Origin of the sequence: Romboutsia lituseburensis DSM 797 (assembly GCF_900103615.1) — a bacterium.
Lineage (GTDB): Bacteria > Bacillota > Clostridia > Peptostreptococcales > Peptostreptococcaceae > Romboutsia_F > Romboutsia_F lituseburensis.
On sequence record NZ_FNGW01000001.1, the window covers coordinates 94,692 to 114,576 of the forward strand.

Sequence of the window (19,885 nt, forward strand, 5' to 3'; positions counted from 1 at the left end):
CGCCTTTGTGTTATTAATTTTAATATACTATTTGATTTATATAAAGTCAATATTATTTTCCATCATATACTTTTAAATATACAGTTCATATATGTCAGAAAGCTCTAATTCTATGTTAGATACATCAACTTTGTATATTCTATCGTCTAAGTGTTCACCTTCTAGTTTTTTATTTGGAAGCAGTATTTCAAATTCTGTACCGTTTTTTCCATCACTATCTAAATAAATTTCACCTTCATTTAATTTGACAGCTGACTGAACTATACTAAGTCCTATTCCGCTCCCTTCATTTAATCGAGTTAATGACTTATCATTTTGAACAAATCTTTCAAAGATAGTTCCTTGCATTTCTAGAGGTATTCCCATTCCATCATCTTTAACTATTATATGCACCCATTTTTCATCTTTGTACATATTTACTAATACATTTCCATTTGGCTTTGTAAACTTTATTGCATTTGATAAAAGATTAAGCATTGCTCTTTCCATCATATCTTCATCACATTTTATAATTTGTTCTTCAATTTCTGTGTCAAACACAATATTTATTTTTTTATGCTGTGCATAATTAACTACAGACAACGTTATATTTTCTACTAAACTTACAATATCACTATTTACAAATTTAGGTTTTATAAATCCTACATCAATTTTCGTTATATCTACTATATTATTTATAAGCCTTAACATACGCTGACAATTAGTTTTTAGACACTGTTTATGACTAGAGTATATTTCATTAAATTTCTCTGGATTTGTTTTATTTTTTAAATCCAATAACTGTATAGTTGAATAAAAAATATTAAGAGGGGTTCTTAGCTCATGAGATATATTAGCAAAAAATTCATTCCTTACCTGTTCTTGATTTTTCATTTTCTCATATTCTATCAAGGATCGTTTTGTTCTAATTTTATCTGTTATATCATTAAAAATAACTACAACATTTTTCATATCACCCATATATATTTTTTGTACACTACAACTTATTGTAACACCAGTTTCTTCTATATCGATTTTACCTTTCCAATATCCAATTTGTAAGAAATGATCTTTTATTTCTTTTTCTTTTTCTTTGCTAATTCCTTGATTTTCATAAATTAATTTTTTATTTATATCTTCACATTCAATATCTTCTTTTATTCTATAATATTGTTTAGCTACACTATTTATATATTTTAAATTTTTATACTCATCGTATATAAGTATACAACTATATCTGCTTTCATCAGCTATTTTTTTAAACACCGTAAGCTCATTTTCAAGTTCTTTATTTTTTCTTATGCTTAATAAGAGTTCACAAATTATTCCTCCTAATAAGATAATAAATCCTATATATGTAATAGATATAGATAATAATTTTACGTTAGCTAAAGCTTTTGTAGCTCCTACTACTGCGTATATGGCTTTTAACATAAAAAAGAATATACTTGCACTTATAACCGAATATATATACTCACTTCTATCTAAGCTTTTTTTCAAATATACAACTGAAATAGCTCCATAAAATATAGTTAAAAATATATTATAACTAACAAATCCTGCTACATCATTGAATGTTGTAAATAATATATCATGATGCTTTAAAAGCCCAAAACTTGTAGCTATAGCGATTGTTATTAAAATTGATTTTATTCTATTTTTCATTATTATTTTTTTTAACTTTTTAAATGATGACAAACTAAATGTTAATATTATTAATCTAAAAATAGAATTTTCTACAATAAGATAATTACTTATATTTATTGTAGATGCATCTAGACTCATGTTATCTACATTCCCAAGTAATACATCTATGAAGAATATAATATAAAAAAGAGATAAAATAAATAGTTCTTCCTTATTTGTACTTTCATAGCAAAGTATACAACTTGATATAGCTAATAATACTAATATTAACTCAAAAATCTTAATAAATGCTATTATGTCAGCTGTATTTATTTTATTTGAACTTAACATTCCAAATAATAAAACCAAATAGCTTACCCCAATAATAAAGCTTATTAAAAATATTACATTTATTGCTATTTGGTTTGTGGACGAGATTTTTTCTTTATTACTCATATTTAAATCACTCATCTGTCATTCTCCTAATTTTGATTATTTACTTAAGTTTATTTTAGAATAAACTTTCCCCATTTTTTCATTTTAATATTATATCATTTTCATTTCAAATATAATTATTTATGTATTTAATTAAATGCATTAAAAAAATATATGCCTTTAAATAACAATATTTAAAGACATATTTAAGTTATCTTCTATATCTAGATTATACGGACTCTAAGTATTTCTTATTATACTGTATGTATTTTTTAATAATCTAGATGTTATATGTTATTACCTTATTTATAATTATAGCATTTATACCATTGGCCCCTATGATGGCAAATTTCTATAAATTTTATATTGACTTTAACTTACTTAAATACATTTATATTTATAATATTATATCACGAATATCCATTATTTTATATATCAGTTATAAAATGCTATAATGTTTTTGTAAAAGTAAATAAGGAGATGAATAATATATGAAAATATTTGCTCATAGAGGTGCTAGTGGTGATTATCCTGAAAATACAATGCTTTCTTTTAAAAAAGCTATTGATTTAGGTATAAAATCTATAGAACTTGATGTTCATAAATCTAAAGATAATAATTTGGTTGTAATTCATGATGAAGATATTGAAAGAACATTCAAAGGACGTGGTTTAGTCAAAGATTATACATATGATGAGCTTAAAAGTTTCAAATGTAGAAAGTTTGAATTTGTAAATAATGATTTATGCAAAATACCTGAACTTGAAGAAGTTTTATCCCTAATTAAACAAAATAATATTTACTTAAATATTGAAGCTAAAACTGACTTAATTCACTACGATTTAGAACGAGATGTCCTTGATTTAATAGAGAAATATAATTTAGAAGATAATGTGTTAATATCCAGCTTTAATCACAAATGTATTAATATATTTAAAAATTTGAATTCAAATATTAAATACGGTGCTCTTTATCATACTAAAGATGACTTTAAAGGGTTTATTAATGTTGTTGAACATGCAAAAAACTTAGGCGTTTATAGTATAAATTTAAATCATCAATTAGTTGATAAGTATATTGTAGATTTAGCTCATAAAAGTAACTTAAAAGTTTTTGTGTATACAGTTAATGATCCTATTCTTATGAGAAGTATGATTGAATGTAAAGTTGATGGAGTGTTTTCTGATTATCCGGATTTAATGAGAGAAATTTTAAATATTTAAAATCTAAGTATCCTAAAATCCTAGTATAAAAAAATAAGCTAATCTATATTTATAGATTAGCTTATTTTTTAATTTATACAGGCTCCACTTGTATTAAAGTAATACTTTTTACCTGATATTATGTACATAGTATTTTTTGCCATAGCACCGCTATCTGTTAAATAATATTTGTGTCCATTTGAATCATTAAACCAAGTATTACTTAACATAACTCCGCCTTCGCTAAATCTATACCAATCACCGTTAACTAGTACCCATTCATTACTTGCCATTTTACCACTTGAAGTTAACCAATACCATATGTTGTTTTCTCTATACCATTTATTATTTAGCATAAATCCATCTTCATTAAATCTATACCATATATTATTTATTTTTATCCATTCATTACTTGCCATTCTTCCACCTGATGTTAGCCAATACCATATTCCTTCTTCATTTTGATACCAATTATTACTTAACATAACCCCTGACTTGGTAAATCTATAAATTCTATCATTTATTTCTTCAAATTTATTACTTGCCATTTTTCCATTTTCATCTAACCAATACCAATTTTTAGATGAATCTTGATACCAATTTTGCTTAATCATATTTCCTGATTTATAAAATCTGTACCATATATTACCTATTTTTTCCCATTTATCACTTGACATTTTGCCATCTTTCTCTAACCAATATGTACTGCCATTATCATCTTTATACCATGTATTTTTTAACATAATACCTTGTTTATTAAACATATACCAATTTTCATCAATATTTATCCACTCACTATTGGCCATCCTTCCACTTATATTAAACCAATAGTTATTTCCATCAGAATCCTCATATAGAGTATTGCTTAACATTTTTCCTCTTTTATCAAATCTGTACATTTTTCCTTCTACTTCATAAAATTCATCTAATGCACAGGCTCCATTTGATTTAAAATAATACCAATATCCCCCTAACTGTTTCCAACAATCAGCAATTTTTTCATTATTTTCATAATAGTACCATTCATCGTGTATTTGTACCCACTCTTTATCTAGTACTATATCTACAGTTTTATAATCTTTATCTAATGTTACTTTATTATTTTCTACAGTTAAACTTATTGGACCATTTTCTGTTGTATAATACACATCACTTCCATTTTTATAAAGCAATTTAGTAGTTTCGGTTACTTTATCCATACCCATAGCAACAGATTTGCTTGGTTTTAATTTTTCTACCATATTTTCACTAGTATTATTTAAAGAATGATGTGCTATTTTATATAAATCTACATCATTTGTTTCAGGATAATTATTTACTACTTTATCTCCCTCTTCTTTATTTATATCTCCTGTAAGTGCTATTTTAGAATTTCCTTTAGTTAAAGTTATCCAAGTAGATGTACCATTGAAATCTCTATTAGCTGAGGGAATCTCATCTAAATCTTTGAAGGTATTGTTAAATTGTAAAATATAATCTCCTAGCCTTATTTTATCACTTTCTTCAGGCACTATAAATTTATCTTTATCTCCTTTACTTATGCCTTGATTTTTTAGACCAATTAAAAGTTGCTGATAATAGTAGTCTGTTTTCCAGTCTGTTTCAACTATACCATCATGATCATAATCACTATCTTCAACTTCTACTAATGGAACTTTCCATTCTTCTTTATTTTTATCATAAAATGGATGATTTTCTTTATCGTCTAAATCAGTGTCTGTTTCTATACCTAAATCCATTCCTACAAATCTGTCTATCTTTATTAATTTAGATAGTTCAAAAAAAGATCCTATATGATCTGAATGTGCGTGTGACATTATGAAATAATCTACTTTATTTGTTCCTAATTTTTTTAAATAATCAGCTATTTCTGTGGCATTTTCTTCTATATCTTCTCCACAGTCTATTAAAGCAAATTTTCCATTCGATTGAATTATAGTAGCATCTCCATATCCTTTTGTATTTAAAAAATGTATTTTATCAGAAAAGATATTAAAAAATGCATCACTATAAAATGTACTAGACATTACTATTATCCCTGTAAAAACTATTCCTAAAAGTTTTTTATACATATTTTTCACCCCATTACATTATAATGTTGGCATAGTATATCATATTGGTTAGAGTTAATTGTAAATTTATACCAAGAGAAAGATGTAATTAAAATATTAACATAGTTTATATTTTCAGTAAACCTTTCTACACTTTGATGTAATTTTTAAACTATAGATTATATTTTGAAATTTATTAAATTTTATTCTTCCTAAAGTCTTTATTTTATTATTAATTCTACAATTTACATTAGGATTCCTTTTATAAAAAGTGTCTTGATATAAACTATTGTAAATTTACATATCTAATACTAGTATATTTATTTACAATAAAAAATAATCATAACTTATTTGCACACAAAAAAGCCTAAAGATTTTCATCTTTAGGCTTTTATCTATCTATAATACTTAAACTACATAGAAGCTTTAAGTATATCTTTTACTTCATCATGAGTTGCTTTTATTGGATTTGTTAATCCACAAGCATCTTTTAATGCATTTTCTGCTAATATATCAAAATCAGATTCTTTAACTCCAAGTTCTTTAAGACCTGATGGTATATTTATAGATTTAGATAATTCCATTATAGCGTCTATTGCAGCTTGAGCTCCTTGTTCATCATTTAAATTAGCTACATCAACTCCCATAAACATTGCAACATCTTTTAATCTAGCTGCACATACTTTAGAATTGAACTGTTGAACTCTTGGAAGTAATACTGCATTACATACTCCATGAGGCAAATCATAAAATCCTCCTAATTGATGAGCTATGGCATGAACATATCCAAGTGATGCATTGTTAAATGCCATACCAGCTAAGTATTCAGCATAAGCCATGTTGTCACGAGCAGTTATATCATTTCCATTATCAACTGCATTTTTTAAGTTAACTGATATTAGTTGTATTGCTTTCATAGCACAAGCATCAGTTACTGGTGTAGCTGCAGTTGATACATATGCTTCTACTGCATGTGTTAATGCATCCATTCCTGTAGCTGCAGTTAATCCTTTTGGCATTGCTGTCATTAATTCTGGATCATTTACTGCACATATTGGAGTCATATTTTTGTCAACTAAAGCCATCTTAACATGTCTGTCTTCATCTGTTATTATACAGAATATTGTCATTTCACTTGCAGTTCCTGCTGTAGTGTTTACACATATTAAAGGTAATTGAGGTAATTTAGATTTATTAACTCCTTCATAGTCTTTTATATCTCCACCATTAGTAGCTAATATAGCTATACCTTTTGCACAGTCATGCGGAGAGCCGCCTCCAAATGATATTACAAAATCACATTGAGATTCTTTTAATAGTTCTAATCCATCATGTACATTTTTTACAGTTGGGTTTGGTTTAGTTTCATTATATATAACGTATTCGATACTATTATTTTCTAATACTTTTGTCAGCTTATCTACTAACTTAATATCGCATAGTATTTTATCTGTTACTATAAGTGCTTTTTTAAATCCCCTAGCACTTATTTCTTCACCCATTTCTTTTAAACATCCTTGCCCCATTAAACTTAATTGTGGCATATAAAATCTGTAAGCCATATTGTTGTCCTCCCCTAGAGTCATTTTAATTTTATTAATAAATTAAATATTAATTTATTAATCGTTAAATATGTAATTTTAATTAAAATTTTATTTAAATTTAAATTAGATTGTATTTATATTAACAAGTTTTTAAATCTATGTCAACGTTTTCTAAAATTTTTATGTAAATATTTTCCTTATTTTTCATTTTATTTTATTTTTTAAATATTTAATTTATAAATATTAAATTAATTTATAGATAGTTTTTGTTTTTAATTTAAAACTAAAAATTAATGTAAAAAACCATGAAGATACAACTATAGCTATGTATAGTGTATAAATCTTCATGGTTTTATTATCCTATAAAAATTTTATTTATATATGTCTTGCCACTTCAAATGCATCCCATATAGCATACATTATATTTTTTACTTCATTTGCATCTCCTATAATTCTCACATTATTATGAGAGAATTTAATTTGATCATATAAAGAGTTTTCTGAATTATACCCAATAGCAACTATAGCTGAATCTGCTTTTATTACTTCTTCTTTACCTTTAGTTTCTATAACAAACCCTTCTTTAGATGCTTTCGTTACTTTTGATCCACATTTTACCTTTATATTTTTAAATTTAATTAAATCTTTTAGCATGTCATGATTTGCATGACATATAGGACCTCCTACTGCTAATATATCCTCCATCATCTCAACTATAGTTACTTCTTTACCTTGTTTTTGTAACCATAATGCTGTTTCACATCCTACTAGTCCACCACCAATTATTATTGTAGATTTTCCAGCGTCTTTTTGACCTAATAATACTTCTTCTGCTGTAAATACTTTATCAGTTCCTTCAATATTTAATATTTTAGGTCTAGATCCTGTAGCTACAATAACTGCATCCGCACTATATTGTTTTATAGTTTTTGCGTTTACATATGTACTTAAAATTACATTCACATTAAGCTTTTCAAGTTCTAGCTCATACCATTCAACTAAAGCAGTATCATCTTCTTTAAAATCTGGAGTTCCCCCTGCTATTAAGTTTCCACCTAATCTATCACTCTTTTCTATAAGTGCTACATCATGGCCTCTCAAAGCTGATACCCTTGCAGCTTCACATCCTGATACACCTCCACCTATAATAAGCACTCTTTTCTTTTCATCAGCTTTTTTTATTTCTAATTCTTTTTCTCTACAACACGCTGGGTTAACAGCACATGAAAGAGTTGCATAATTTTGTATTCTTCCCATACAACCTTCTTGGCAAGAAAGACATGGACGAACGCTTTTATAGTCACCGGCTAGTATTTTATTTGGTATTTGTGAATCTGCTAATAGGGGTCTTGCAAGGCCTATCATATCAGTTTTTCCTGATAATATGGCATTAATAGCTAGCTCTGGATTTTCCATTCTTCCTGCAGTTATTATTGGAACGTCTACTGCTTTTTTTAGTATTTCATTATATGGTAAATAAAGCCCTTTTTCTTGATACATTGGTGGATGAGACCAATACCAAGAATCATATGATCCTACATCACCATTTAACGCATCATACCCTGCTTCAACTAGTATTTTAGCCGCTTCAATTCCCTCATCTATATCTCTACCCATTTCTTTAAATTCTTCACCTGGTAATCCACCTTTGCACCAGTCTTTTATGAAACTTTTTATACTATATCTTAAAGATACTGGATAATCCTCTCCACATCTTTTCTTTATTTCTTGAACAATTTCGCACGCAAAACGTAAACGATTTTTTAAATTTCCTCCATATTCATCAGTTCTATTATTAAACATGGCTATTGCAAATTGATCTAACAAATATCCCTCATGAACAGCATGTATTTCTATTCCATCAAATCCTGATTTTTTAGCAATCTCTGCTGAATCACCAAATTTTTTTACATATTGTCTTACTTCTTTAGTAGTTAATTCTCTACAAGTTACCCCTTTTAAAAATCTATGTGGTATTTCTGATGGAGCTATGGCTACCTCTCCAACCATTGAGGGTATACTTACACGCCCAAATCCAGCTGATAATTGCAAGAATATTTTAGACCCATAAGCATGAACACGCTCAGTTATAGATTTGCCTCTTGTTGTAAAGTTTAAAGGGTTAAGAGTAGGACATGGCATAGATGGCAGTGCGCATTTTTCTATATCATTTTCAACCATAGTTACTCCAGTCATTATTAATCCTGTACCGCCTCTTGCGCGCTCTACATAAAATTCCTCTCCTCTTTCATTAAAGCTTCCATCAGCGTTGCATAATCCTGCAGGACCCATTGGCGCTAAAACAAATCTGTTTTTAATCTCTAATTTACCAATTTTAATTGGATCAAATAATATCTTATGTTTTTCATTTAACATACTTTATCCCCCTACACAATAAATATTTCAGACAAAAAAATCTTATCTAAAATTAAGTGTATTACATAAAGTAACTTTACATGCAAGTACATTGTTATGATTTTATCATAATAATTTAATAGGTATCCATAACTCAATATAGGTTTGTAATTTTGCTGGCTTATATACATCAACAACTAATATTTTACCTATAATATCTCCACATATTTCTAGTCCCTTGGAATGTGCATATTTTATAGCATCTTTAAAAATAGCATCTTGATTTAAAGTTAATTCATCACTAACTATTTTTATAGTATGTAAGCAAGACTTACTTTTAATATTTTTAACATTTAATTTAAGAGGCAAATTTAATTCATTCACTTTTTCTTTTGAAACAAGATATCCAAAATTACTACTGTTAGATTCACTATGTTTTATAACGCCTAATTGTACAGTAGGCATTTCTTTTACCCATTTATGGACTATTTTTTGTGATTCTCTATTTTTTGAAATTCATCCACATTCTTCATCATAAATCATAACTAAATCTGGGCATTTATCAAGCTCATAATTATCTAATAGCTCATCTATAAGTCGTACACTTTTCAAATTTTCTTCTATTGATTCAGCTAATTTTTTATAGTGTAGGCTTTTTTCTTCTGCCTTTTTTTTATATTCTTCCATTCTATTTTTAATAAGTAAATAACCTGTTTCATCTCCACTAAACTGCTTTATAATTCTTTTCATAGGAAATTCCATATGTCTATATTTTGTATAAGATAAAAGCCTGAAAATATCAATAACATTATAAAAACGATGTCCATTTTTTTCTTTATTAACTTTTATTAAATTTTGCTTTTCAAAATAGTGAATTGCACTTGTTGTTATACCCAATATCTCTGCTAAATCGGTAATACTATATTTCATTTTCCCCTCCTACCTAAAGCTACTTTAGGTATTTTTAATAAAAATAAAACCACAAAGATATATGTACAACTTATACACCTTCATGGTTTTATTTTCAATATTTTATTTAACATAATCTTACTATATACTACATAATATTGTCAAATACACCTATTACAATGGCTTTATTGATATTTATTTTAATAAATCATATTATAATATCTATGTATTTTACTTTCTAATTCCTCAAGACTGATGTATCTAGCTTCTCTTATTGTTTCTTTGTTCTGAACATAAACTATTATACCTGGTATGGTAAATATATTATATTGACCAGCTATTTCTCTAGAATTTTCTGTTTTAATCTCTAAACTCTTTATATTCGAATATTTTGTTAATATATCTTCTACCTTTGATTTTATAACATTACATACTCCGCAGTTTTCTCCACTGAAATATAAAAGAACCATATCATTATTATTTATTAATTCATTTATTTCTTCATAGCTATTAGTTATTTTCATCTTATAACCTCTTTTTTGATTTATTTACTTAATAAATTACTTATATATTAAAAACTAGTTCTAAAAAATCATCTTCTGTAATAATTTTTAAATTTTTCCCTTGTGATATTAATCTTTCTGCGCTTATATGTTTACTACTTTTAACTTTACCATTTAGCTTTCTAATACTTTGTGTTCCTAAAACTAAATAATCTGTATTTTTAGTTACGCTATATCCACCTATTCCACCAACATTGTTCACTTTTTTCATAGCTTCAGACCTTCTCATACTTCTAAGAGTACCTGTAAACACTATTGTTTTTTTATAAAATGGGTGACTATTTTCAAAGTCATATGTTCTTAATTTTATTTCTTCTACATCTATTTCTCTTCTATGTTTTTGTTTTTTTATACCAAATGGTTTATACGATTTATTAAAAAGTACTCCTTTTTCTATATTAAATTCTTTGAGTAAATCTTCTATTGTATCATATTTAGATTTTTTTAATATATTTAAGTATGTATTTAAACATTTATAAGCTTCTTCGCTTGAAGTATTATATACAATCTCCTCATCTAAATCATCTTCTTCATTTTGTCTTACTATATTAGATAGTTTCCAAGTACATAAGTAATCAAAATTTGGATAAATCATATTGTACTTATCGCAAGCATGTATAAGCACACTAATATCTAAACTAGCATTAGGCGATATTACTAAGGTATTTTTATCTATCATATAAGATATTGATTGCCATGCTTTATTAAATGTTTTAGCATTTTTTATTTTTTCTTCATTTATGTTATGCATTTTAATGCTATATTCATCAAACTCTTCTTCTGGATTAACGAGTATTTCTTCATTTAGTTTTATTTTATCATCTTCATAAAGAGCTAGTCCTATGCTACATATACTGGATCTATTATAATTTGCTGTTTTAAATGATATAGCTAATACTTTATTACTCACTTTTAGACTTTCCTCTCTATTATATATTTATATAAAATTATATCATAATTAAAATGAGTAAAGTCTCTTTATTTAAATAAAGAGACTTTACTCATTTAAGTTATCGTATTATATTTTTATACTAAATTAATTTCCTCAACATCATTTATAGTTATATTTTCTAAGAAATTATTTAAAGCATCTTCATGTTTTTTAATAGTTTCTTCAGATGGTTTTTGTATGTGATTATAAGTAAAATATACTAATATAGCCATTTGTGCTGTTAATCTATTTTCAGCTTCATCAAATATTACAGATTGGCTACCATTCATAACTTCTCTTGTACATTCTCTTTGATCATTAGCTGGTAGGCAGTGCATAAATAAAGCATTCTTACCTGCCATATCCATAATTTCTTGAGTAACTACATACTTAGGCATGAATGTAGTTAACCTTTCTTCTTTTTCATCTTCTTGGCCAAACCAGTAGAAACTATCTGCAACAACTATATCAGAACCTCTAACAGCCTCAACATCGTCTGTAACTATTAATTCTCCACCTGATGTTTCACAATTTTTTATAGCTATATCTTGCCACTCTTTAGGCATTTGATATTTTTTAGGTCCTATATGCTTATACTTCATGCCTAATTGAGTACATATAAACGCTAGTGATGAGCATACATTTGTTGCGTCTCCCATGAAACTTACTGTTAAATCTTCTAACTTTTTACCTTCAGGTAAATGTTCTATCATAGTAAATACATCTGCTAACATTTGAGTTGGATGTAGCCAATCACATAGTCCATTTACAACTGGAACTGTTGAATACTCTGCAAGTCCTGCCACTGTAGAGTGATTATCAACTCTAGCCATCATCATATCAACCATTCTTGATAAAACCTTTGATGTGTCTTCTAAACTTTCTTTAGCTCCTAAATGTATATCCTTTGGTGATAAAAATAGAGCATGACCTCCAAGTATAGTAGCTGCCGTTTCAAAAGATACTCTTGTTCTTGTTGATGGCTGTTCAAATATCATTGCTATTGATTTTCCTTTAAATAATTGAGGAACTGCATTGTCTTTTCTAGCTTCTTTTAAAAGTCTCATTAACTCAAATAGTTCTAATAACTCTTTTTTACTTAAGTCTTGTGTATCTAAAAAGTGTCTTAATCCTTTCTTGTTAAGATCTGTCGCACTTGATACTGGTAATTTCATAATAATTTCCCCCTTATATTTTAATAACTTTTTATATTTAAATTTTTATATTTTAATAATAAATAATTTAAGCTTTGGGTTGCTGTTGAGTTATACAATGAATGTTTCCTCCACCAAGAAGAATCTCTCTAGCATAAACGCCTACTATTTTCCTATTAGGAAAACAACTCTTAAGTGTATCTATAGCTTTTTCATCATTAGGGTCATTAAATAGAGGTAATACTACTCCACCATTTGCTATATAAAAGTTTGCATAAGATGCTGCCAAACGATCTCCTTCTTGTCGTGGTAAAGTTCCATCTATAGCATCAACACCTTCACTTTCTTCTTTTGTTATCAATATGTTTGAAGGCAGCATTAGCTTTATAACTTCAATCTTTCTACCTTTTGCATCTATTTCATTACTTAAAATTTCATAAGCTTTTTGACATATTTCATATTGTGGATCATTTTTATCATCAGTCCAAGCCAAAACAACTTTTCCTGGTGCTACATAATGTATAATGTTATCTACATGCCCATTAGTTTCATCATTGTAAATTCCTAGTGGTATCCAAATAATCTTTTCAAGATTTAAGTATTCTTTTAATACATTTTCTATTTCGTTTCTTGATAGATCCGGGTTACGGCCTTCACTTAATAAACATTCTTCAGTAACTATTAAAGTACCCTCACCATCAACGTGTATAGATCCACCTTCTAATACAAAATCGTCTAATCTATATCTATCTTTTTGCTCTATTTCACATACCTTTCTAGCTACATGATCATCTTTATCCCATGGAAAATATAATCCATCTACTAAACCTCCCCATGCATTAAATGACCAGTCAACACCTCTTACTTCATTTCCATTAGTTACAAAAGTAGGCCCACAATCACGAATCCATGAATCATTATTGGACATTTCAACTAGTCTTACATTTTCTGGTAACATGTTTCTAGCATTATCATATTGTTCATTACTTACACATACAGTAACTGATTCAAATTCACTAATAGCTTTGGCAACTTCCACAAATACCTTTTGAGCAGGTTTTGCACCAAGTCTCCAGTTATCAGTTCTCTCTGGCCATATTATCCAGCATCCATCATGTGGTTCAAATTCCCCTGGCATTCTAAATCCATCTAGTTTTGGAGTAGAGTTTAAAGTTTTCATTATATTCCATTCCCTTCTTTTTTATTATTTCTATTTTTATCTCTTATTAAAAACTCTCCTATTATAAAGAAAATAATTGAGCCTATTGTTATCGGTAATGTTTCAGATAAAGCTTCTTTTTCAAAGCTAAGTGGAATAGCTATAAAAATTATAGATATAATAATCATAACCATAGGAAGTATTGCTAAAATTTTTAATATAAAATTACTTCCACTAACTTTAAATGGTCTTTCTCTGTCTGGATCTATTTTTCTAAGTTTTAAAAATGCAGGAAATACTGGTAAGTATGCTGCTAAGAACATTACAAGATTTAAAGCAAAGAAACTCCAGAATAAATCTTGGTTAGGTAAAAACATAGCTAATAATACTACAGCTGATGCTACTGTTCCATTCATTATTGCTGCACCTGTTGGCATATCATTTTTTTTACTCTTTTTAGCAAATACCTTGGGCATATCTCCATTTAAAGCTGCATAACAAGCAACATTATTTACACCAAGTGACCAAGAAATCATATTTCCAAATAAGCTTAATAAGAATAAAACACTCATAACTGATATAAACATTCCTCCACTTTTACCAGTCAATAGCTGTAAACTATCTATCAATCCACTACTAGTACTTACTTCTGATGTCGGTATTGCAACGCCTATTCCAAATGCTGAAAATATATATATTGCTGCTATTACAATTCCCCCTACAATAATAGCTTGCGGGATTTGTTTTTTAGGATTTTCCATTTCATCTGCAAAAGTACATACAACTTCAAATCCTAAGAAGTTAAATAATATAACTGAAATAAAAGATAAACTGTTTAAATCAATTGATGGAAGCAAAGACTCTAATGTATATTCATTTGCAACTCCATGATTTATAGCTCCATATATACCAAGCCCACCTACTACTACTGCTAATAAAACTTTAATAACTGCTGCGCCATTTAATATCCAAACGCTATCACATACTGGATAAAAACTAATAGCTACTACAATCCATATAAATGCTAGTTCAATAATTAATGAAGGTACTAATCCTACTTCACATCCAAATACAATACCTAATATTTCCGGGAAAATTACTGCTAATGATGCCATCCATAAAGGAAAATTAATCCAATAATACCAAGAAGCTCTTCCTCCCCACTTTTTGCCGAATGCCTTTCTAATCCAATCGTATAAACCACCATCGCCATTATAAGTAGTCCCTAATTCAGAAGATATAAGACCATAAGGCAAAAGAAACGTTAACATTAAGAATATCCACCAAAAGTATTGGGAATTTCCTATAGCAGCTACCGGAGCTGCTGCTTCTGCAACAAATACTACACAAATTACGGATAAAATGGCATCTGTTAACTTAAACTTTTTCTTGTTTTGAATTTGGTTCATTTTTTATCCCCTCTTAAAATTATTCTTTTATATCAAGTTTGCTACCAACTAACCTGCTTACAACTCAATAATAGCGACTAAACCCATGAGTTTAGAATCTATCCTTTCTACTACTTTAGGTATTATTTATTTATATCTAAGTTTTTTTGTCTAATAATATCTAAACTTACCTTCTGTATAAGTTGTATTAAATTTATAGCTATAGTAAACTTATTATATATAGGTACTAAAAATTGGTAGAAAGGTGGTGGTACCATGGATATTACACTTTTTATTTACAATATTTTTCTAATAATTTTATATACATGTGCTATTGTGTATTCTTTTCATTTGAATGTATGTAAGAAACAACCTTTATATTTAGCTATAAACGTTATGTTTGTATTGTTTATACTTGATAATGTAATCATTTATATGACAGAGTTTTTTGATAAGTTTTCTAGCTTCTATGACCTGCAGTTTATGACTATCCCCTCTTTTAAGACATTAATTATGATGTCTATTGTAATAGTTTATTTTCTAATCCAAAAGTATACATTAAATAAAAGCTTTACAACGCTAGATTATTTAATGCTTGCACTACTTTCAATATGTGTTTTATTTATTCCTTTAGCGCTTAATGGTGCTCTTATGGTGTGGAGTTATTACCTACCTTATCAACTTATAACAATTTATTTAAGCTTAGTTGGCCTTAAGTACATAAAAAGCAATTCTAATTTATTAAATAAAAATCCGTACATGAATTTATATAAAAAAATACTTAAATATACGTTAATATTTTCCTTTCTAATTATTATTGAGGATACTATTGTTATTTTTTCATTTGATGTATACTCAGATATATTAGTTAAAATTAATAATAGAAGTGTATCAGAAGATATATTAACAATTATTTATGCTGTATACGCTATTAAGTACTGCTCTAGTAAAATTAATTCGTTATTAAAAGTAGAAAATAATGTTTCAAATGAAACTAAAAATATAGATTTTATAAGCTCTGCGTTTTACGAATTTGTACAACACTATAATTTGACTAATAGAGAACAAGATATTTTAAAATTATTATTACAAAATAAAAATAATCAAGAAATTAGCGAAAACCTATTCATATCGATTGGAACTGTTAAGACTCATATCCATAATATTTTTCAAAAGGTTGATGTGAGTAAAAGAAATATGTTAATTGATATATATAAAGAATTTGATTCAGATATCTCAAATATAACATCTGAAACATAATTTTTATAACAAAAAATCCTATATAGCTATACACATTCAGTGTATTTACTATATAGGATTTATTAAACCTAATTATTTATTATTATTGTTGAATTGTTGACTGGCTTTCTTCCTTTGCATTACTCTTTCTAGCCATTGCAGGTAAGATTAAACCTATACCCACTAATACTATAGGAGTTAAAAGATTTAAAGCTACTTTAAACATCCATTCTGAACTAAATGCAGCTACATCTGTTGGGAACATCCCCATTATACATGCAAATGCAGTAAATGCAAAGCACCATAAACCAATTATAAATCCAACTTTATCACTTTTTACAAACTTATAATCAGTCTTAAATTTGCTACTAGCTTTCTTAAGTCCCATATAAGCTAAGAATACCCATAAGTATCTCATTGGCATAACAACAGCATTTAACTTAGTTAATGTAATGAATAACTCATTTGTATTACCTATACCTAAAGCTGGAACTATTATTAATATAGAAACTAGTATAGCAGTCATTATATAACCATTTACTAATACACCATTTTTATTAGTTTTTGATAAAGATTTAGGTATAAAGTTTGAATCAGCTTCAGCTAATAATACTCTAAGAGGAGCATCTATTGAGAATACTAAAGCAGATAATTGAGCAGCTGTATTTGCTAATGCATATATTATAACAAATATACTACCTAAACCAAAATGTTCTCCTAATAATTGGAATGCATAATATGCACCGTTCATCATTAAGTCTTCTGGTATTTCATTAGCATTGAATATCATACCCATTGCTACTGAACCTAAAAGAGCACAAACTGCAACCATTCCAGCTAAAACTAACATTCCTTTAGGGAAGTTTTTAGATGGGTCTTTAGTATTATTTACATATGGAGCAATTTTTTCGCATCCTCCAACCGCAAACACTAACATTGCTAAAGTCGTTAAGTAGTTAAAATCAAATTTAGGTATAAATGAGTTCATTGTTATATTTGGCGTTGCAACTTTTCCTGTTATAGCTGGAGCTGCTAGTCCTAAAACTATAAATAATAATGACATAACAAACATTGACGTACCTGCAATGTTACCAATAACCTTTAGTGTCTTAACACCCTTTGTTGATACATATAAAAATACTAGGAATATTACTAACACAATTGACTGTAAAATAATTGGATTCAATTCTTTTATAGTTGTAGCCCATGCTCCTGATGGATTAACCGCCCAAGAAAGAGCTACCATTAAACCTAGTGGTTTTTGAGCTAAATAAGGAATATGTACAACCCAATATGTCCACCCTGCCATAAATGCAAGCATAGGTGTTGTAGTTGATCTTATCCAAGCTGATACACCACCTTGAGAATCCTTAAATGCAGAACCCAACTCCCCTACCATCAGTGTATATGGTACAAAATATAGTCCTATCATAAGTACCCATGAAAATACTACTGTAAGACCTTGTGTTGCGAAGTTTAGTACTACATTACCAAACCCCCATACCATGACAAACCCCATAAGGGCTATATTTCGCCATGTTAAATTTCTGTTTTGATCTGACATGCTATTCCCTCCAAAAATTTGATTAAGTTGCTGTTGTGCTATTAAATTTAAAAATGTTCATTTTCAATATAATTATAATCATGCTTTACTATTAAGACAATGTTTTAAGTTCGTCATATTTCTATCTTTTTTTACTTTTTATTTCAAATTATATCATTGCCATCTTAACTTTATTATCAAAATGATACAAAATATACATAAATATTTTTTCTATATAGAAAAATTACTTTACCCGTACTAAATTATTTATATATATTTTTATGATTTATTGCATATTACATAACAAAAATTAACCATATCAATAAATTATTTTTAAAAAATAAACTTTATGTTTTTTTATAATTTGAATATATTATTTTATTTTTTATTTTACTTCTATTTTAAATTTTTGTTAAATTTTATTAATTTATTTTAGTTGCGCGCGCAACAACTATAAGTTATAATAATTTATATCGTAAGGAGGTAGTAACATGAAAAAATTTCAGCCAATTGGAGACTTGATATTCTTTATATCTAAAGAGCTAAAAACAAGAATGGATGAAGGATTAAAGGATAGAAAATTAGGTCAAGGCCAAACCTCAACTATAATGGCAATACTCAAATTAAAAGATACTAAAGATTTAGGTCAAGATGCATTATCTAGAGAAATGGGAATAAATAAAGCAAATACAAGTAGAAATTTAGCCAAGCTAAATCAAAATGGATTTATAAATATAACACCTGATTTAAACGATCAAAGAAAAAAACAAATAGAGCTAACACCTAAAGCATTTGAGGAAATTAATAGTATTTCAAAAGTACTTCAAAATATTCATTCTGATATGATCGAAGGATTAAGTGACGAAGAACTTACATGTACTATGAATACCTTAATTAAAATGCGAGATAATTTATGCAAGAAATAATATATGATTGGAGTTAATTAATATGAAAATAAAAATGATACATTTTTCTGGAACAGGAAATACAAAATATATAGCAACTTACTTAGGTGATAAATTAAAAGCAAATAATCATAATGTCAGTATATCTAGTATAGAAGAAAACCCAACAATAGAAAAAGATATCGATCTTTTAGTTATAGGTGGACCAATATATGTAGGAAATGTACCTGAAAAACTTTTAAATTGGGTAAATAAAAATATTCCTAACTCTAATGCAAATTGCATAGTTTATACAACTTCTGTCGTAGCAGGTAACGCATATGGAGTTGATTCACTAGCTAAAAAGCTAGCTAAGAAAGGATATAATATATTAGCTAAAGAAGTTTGTTTAATGCCTGGTAACCTTTATTTTGGTAAATACCATCAATTTAGTAGAGATGAAATTAATGAAATTCTAAAAAACATTAATAAACAACTTGATGAATTAGCTATTAAAATACACTTAAATAACTTTGAAAACACTGAATTTGAAAATAAAGGCGTTTTAGTAAAAGATTTTCTAGCTGATACATTCTCTGTTATGGCTAAATTTATGGGTAAGAATTTTTCAGCTGATGACACTTGTGTAAAATGCGGTTTATGCATCAAAAGCTGTCCTCAAGGAAATATACATTATGACAAGAATAACAACATTAAATTTTCTAATAAATGCATGATGTGTACTAGATGTATACATATTTGTCCTAAAAATGCTATAAATTATAAAGGTGTAAAATACGATCAATACTCTCTTTTTGAATAATAAATTATAAATAAAGATGTGTTCAAATTTATGTAAAAATAAATTTGAACACATCTTTATTCTTTATACTTTTCAAATTATTTAAATATAAATCTATCAA

Annotated in this window: 16 protein-coding genes; 4 read left to right on the forward strand and 12 right to left on the reverse strand. The window is 27.5% G+C overall.

The features are described from left to right. Positions 1-72: 72 nt before the first annotated feature. Entirely contained in the window at positions 73-2,076 is a 2,004-nt protein-coding gene (locus BLP75_RS00435) for a sensor histidine kinase (RefSeq protein WP_092721788.1), read from the reverse strand. Between the two features lie 455 nt (positions 2,077-2,531). Here BLP75_RS00435 and BLP75_RS00440 point away from each other — a divergent pair, with 455 nt between their 5' ends. After that, a complete protein-coding gene (locus BLP75_RS00440; protein WP_092721790.1) occupies positions 2,532-3,263 on the forward strand; it encodes a glycerophosphodiester phosphodiesterase in 732 nt (243 codons plus the stop codon). 68 nt (positions 3,264-3,331) lie between these two features. Here BLP75_RS00440 and BLP75_RS00445 read toward each other — a convergent pair whose 3' ends face one another. The 10 genes from BLP75_RS00445 to BLP75_RS00485 form a co-directional block, all read right to left on the reverse strand. Next, positions 3,332-5,314, reverse strand: coding sequence for an MBL fold metallo-hydrolase (locus BLP75_RS00445; RefSeq protein ID WP_092721792.1), 1,983 nt, complete (start codon positions 5,312-5,314; stop codon positions 3,332-3,334). A 392-nt stretch (positions 5,315-5,706) separates the two neighbouring features. Beyond that, the gene (gene yiaY / locus BLP75_RS00450) at positions 5,707-6,855 is read right to left on the reverse strand and encodes an L-threonine dehydrogenase (RefSeq protein ID WP_092721794.1); all 1,149 of its coding nucleotides are present in this window, start codon (positions 6,853-6,855) and stop codon (positions 5,707-5,709) included. Positions 6,856-7,212: 357 nt separating this feature from the next. Then, positions 7,213-9,213 carry an oxidoreductase gene (locus BLP75_RS00455; protein WP_092721796.1) on the reverse strand — a complete coding sequence of 667 codons (2,001 nt, stop codon included), beginning with the start codon at positions 9,211-9,213 and terminating at the stop codon, positions 7,213-7,215. Positions 9,214-9,318: 105 nt separating this feature from the next. Continuing rightward, positions 9,319-9,657, reverse strand: coding sequence for a hypothetical protein (locus BLP75_RS18310; RefSeq protein WP_242872349.1), 339 nt, complete (start codon positions 9,655-9,657; stop codon positions 9,319-9,321). Positions 9,658-9,708: 51 nt separating this feature from the next. Further along, positions 9,709-10,122 carry a MerR family transcriptional regulator gene (locus BLP75_RS18315; RefSeq protein WP_242872350.1) on the reverse strand — a complete coding sequence of 138 codons (414 nt, stop codon included), beginning with the start codon at positions 10,120-10,122 and terminating at the stop codon, positions 9,709-9,711. Positions 10,123-10,301: 179 nt separating this feature from the next. Beyond that, positions 10,302-10,625: a thioredoxin family protein gene (locus BLP75_RS00465; protein ID WP_092721798.1), complete on the reverse strand. Its 324-nt coding sequence runs from the start codon at positions 10,623-10,625 to the stop codon at positions 10,302-10,304. Positions 10,626-10,665: 40 nt separating this feature from the next. Beyond that, complete coding sequence (locus tag BLP75_RS00470; RefSeq protein ID WP_092721800.1) at positions 10,666-11,574, reverse strand: exonuclease domain-containing protein; 909 nt, start codon at positions 11,572-11,574, stop codon at positions 10,666-10,668. Between the two features lie 116 nt (positions 11,575-11,690). Then, positions 11,691-12,770, reverse strand: a complete 1,080-nt coding sequence (gene ptcA / locus BLP75_RS00475; RefSeq protein ID WP_092721802.1) for a putrescine carbamoyltransferase — start codon at positions 12,768-12,770, stop codon at positions 11,691-11,693. Between the two features lie 67 nt (positions 12,771-12,837). Further along, entirely contained in the window at positions 12,838-13,929 is a 1,092-nt protein-coding gene (gene aguA / locus BLP75_RS00480; protein ID WP_092721804.1) for an agmatine deiminase, read from the reverse strand. Then, a complete protein-coding gene (locus BLP75_RS00485; protein ID WP_092721806.1) occupies positions 13,929-15,317 on the reverse strand; it encodes an APC family permease in 1,389 nt (462 codons plus the stop codon). Before BLP75_RS00485 ends, aguA begins: the two co-directional genes overlap by 1 nt. A gap of 255 nt (positions 15,318-15,572) precedes the next feature. Here BLP75_RS00485 and BLP75_RS00490 point away from each other — a divergent pair, with 255 nt between their 5' ends. Further along, complete coding sequence (locus BLP75_RS00490) at positions 15,573-16,556, forward strand: response regulator transcription factor (RefSeq protein WP_092721808.1); 984 nt, start codon at positions 15,573-15,575, stop codon at positions 16,554-16,556. An 82-nt stretch (positions 16,557-16,638) separates the two neighbouring features. On the opposite strand, the gene BLP75_RS00495 is transcribed toward BLP75_RS00490, so the two are convergent. Continuing rightward, entirely contained in the window at positions 16,639-18,099 is a 1,461-nt protein-coding gene (locus BLP75_RS00495; RefSeq protein WP_092721810.1) for an APC family permease, read from the reverse strand. A gap of 470 nt (positions 18,100-18,569) precedes the next feature. Here BLP75_RS00495 and BLP75_RS00500 point away from each other — a divergent pair, with 470 nt between their 5' ends. Together BLP75_RS00500 and BLP75_RS00505 are read left to right on the forward strand one after the other, a co-directional pair. Next, positions 18,570-19,004 carry a MarR family winged helix-turn-helix transcriptional regulator gene (locus tag BLP75_RS00500; protein ID WP_092721812.1) on the forward strand — a complete coding sequence of 145 codons (435 nt, stop codon included), beginning with the start codon at positions 18,570-18,572 and terminating at the stop codon, positions 19,002-19,004. A 22-nt stretch (positions 19,005-19,026) separates the two neighbouring features. Continuing rightward, positions 19,027-19,785: an EFR1 family ferrodoxin gene (locus BLP75_RS00505; RefSeq protein ID WP_092721814.1), complete on the forward strand. Its 759-nt coding sequence runs from the start codon at positions 19,027-19,029 to the stop codon at positions 19,783-19,785. Positions 19,786-19,885 lie beyond the last annotated feature (100 nt).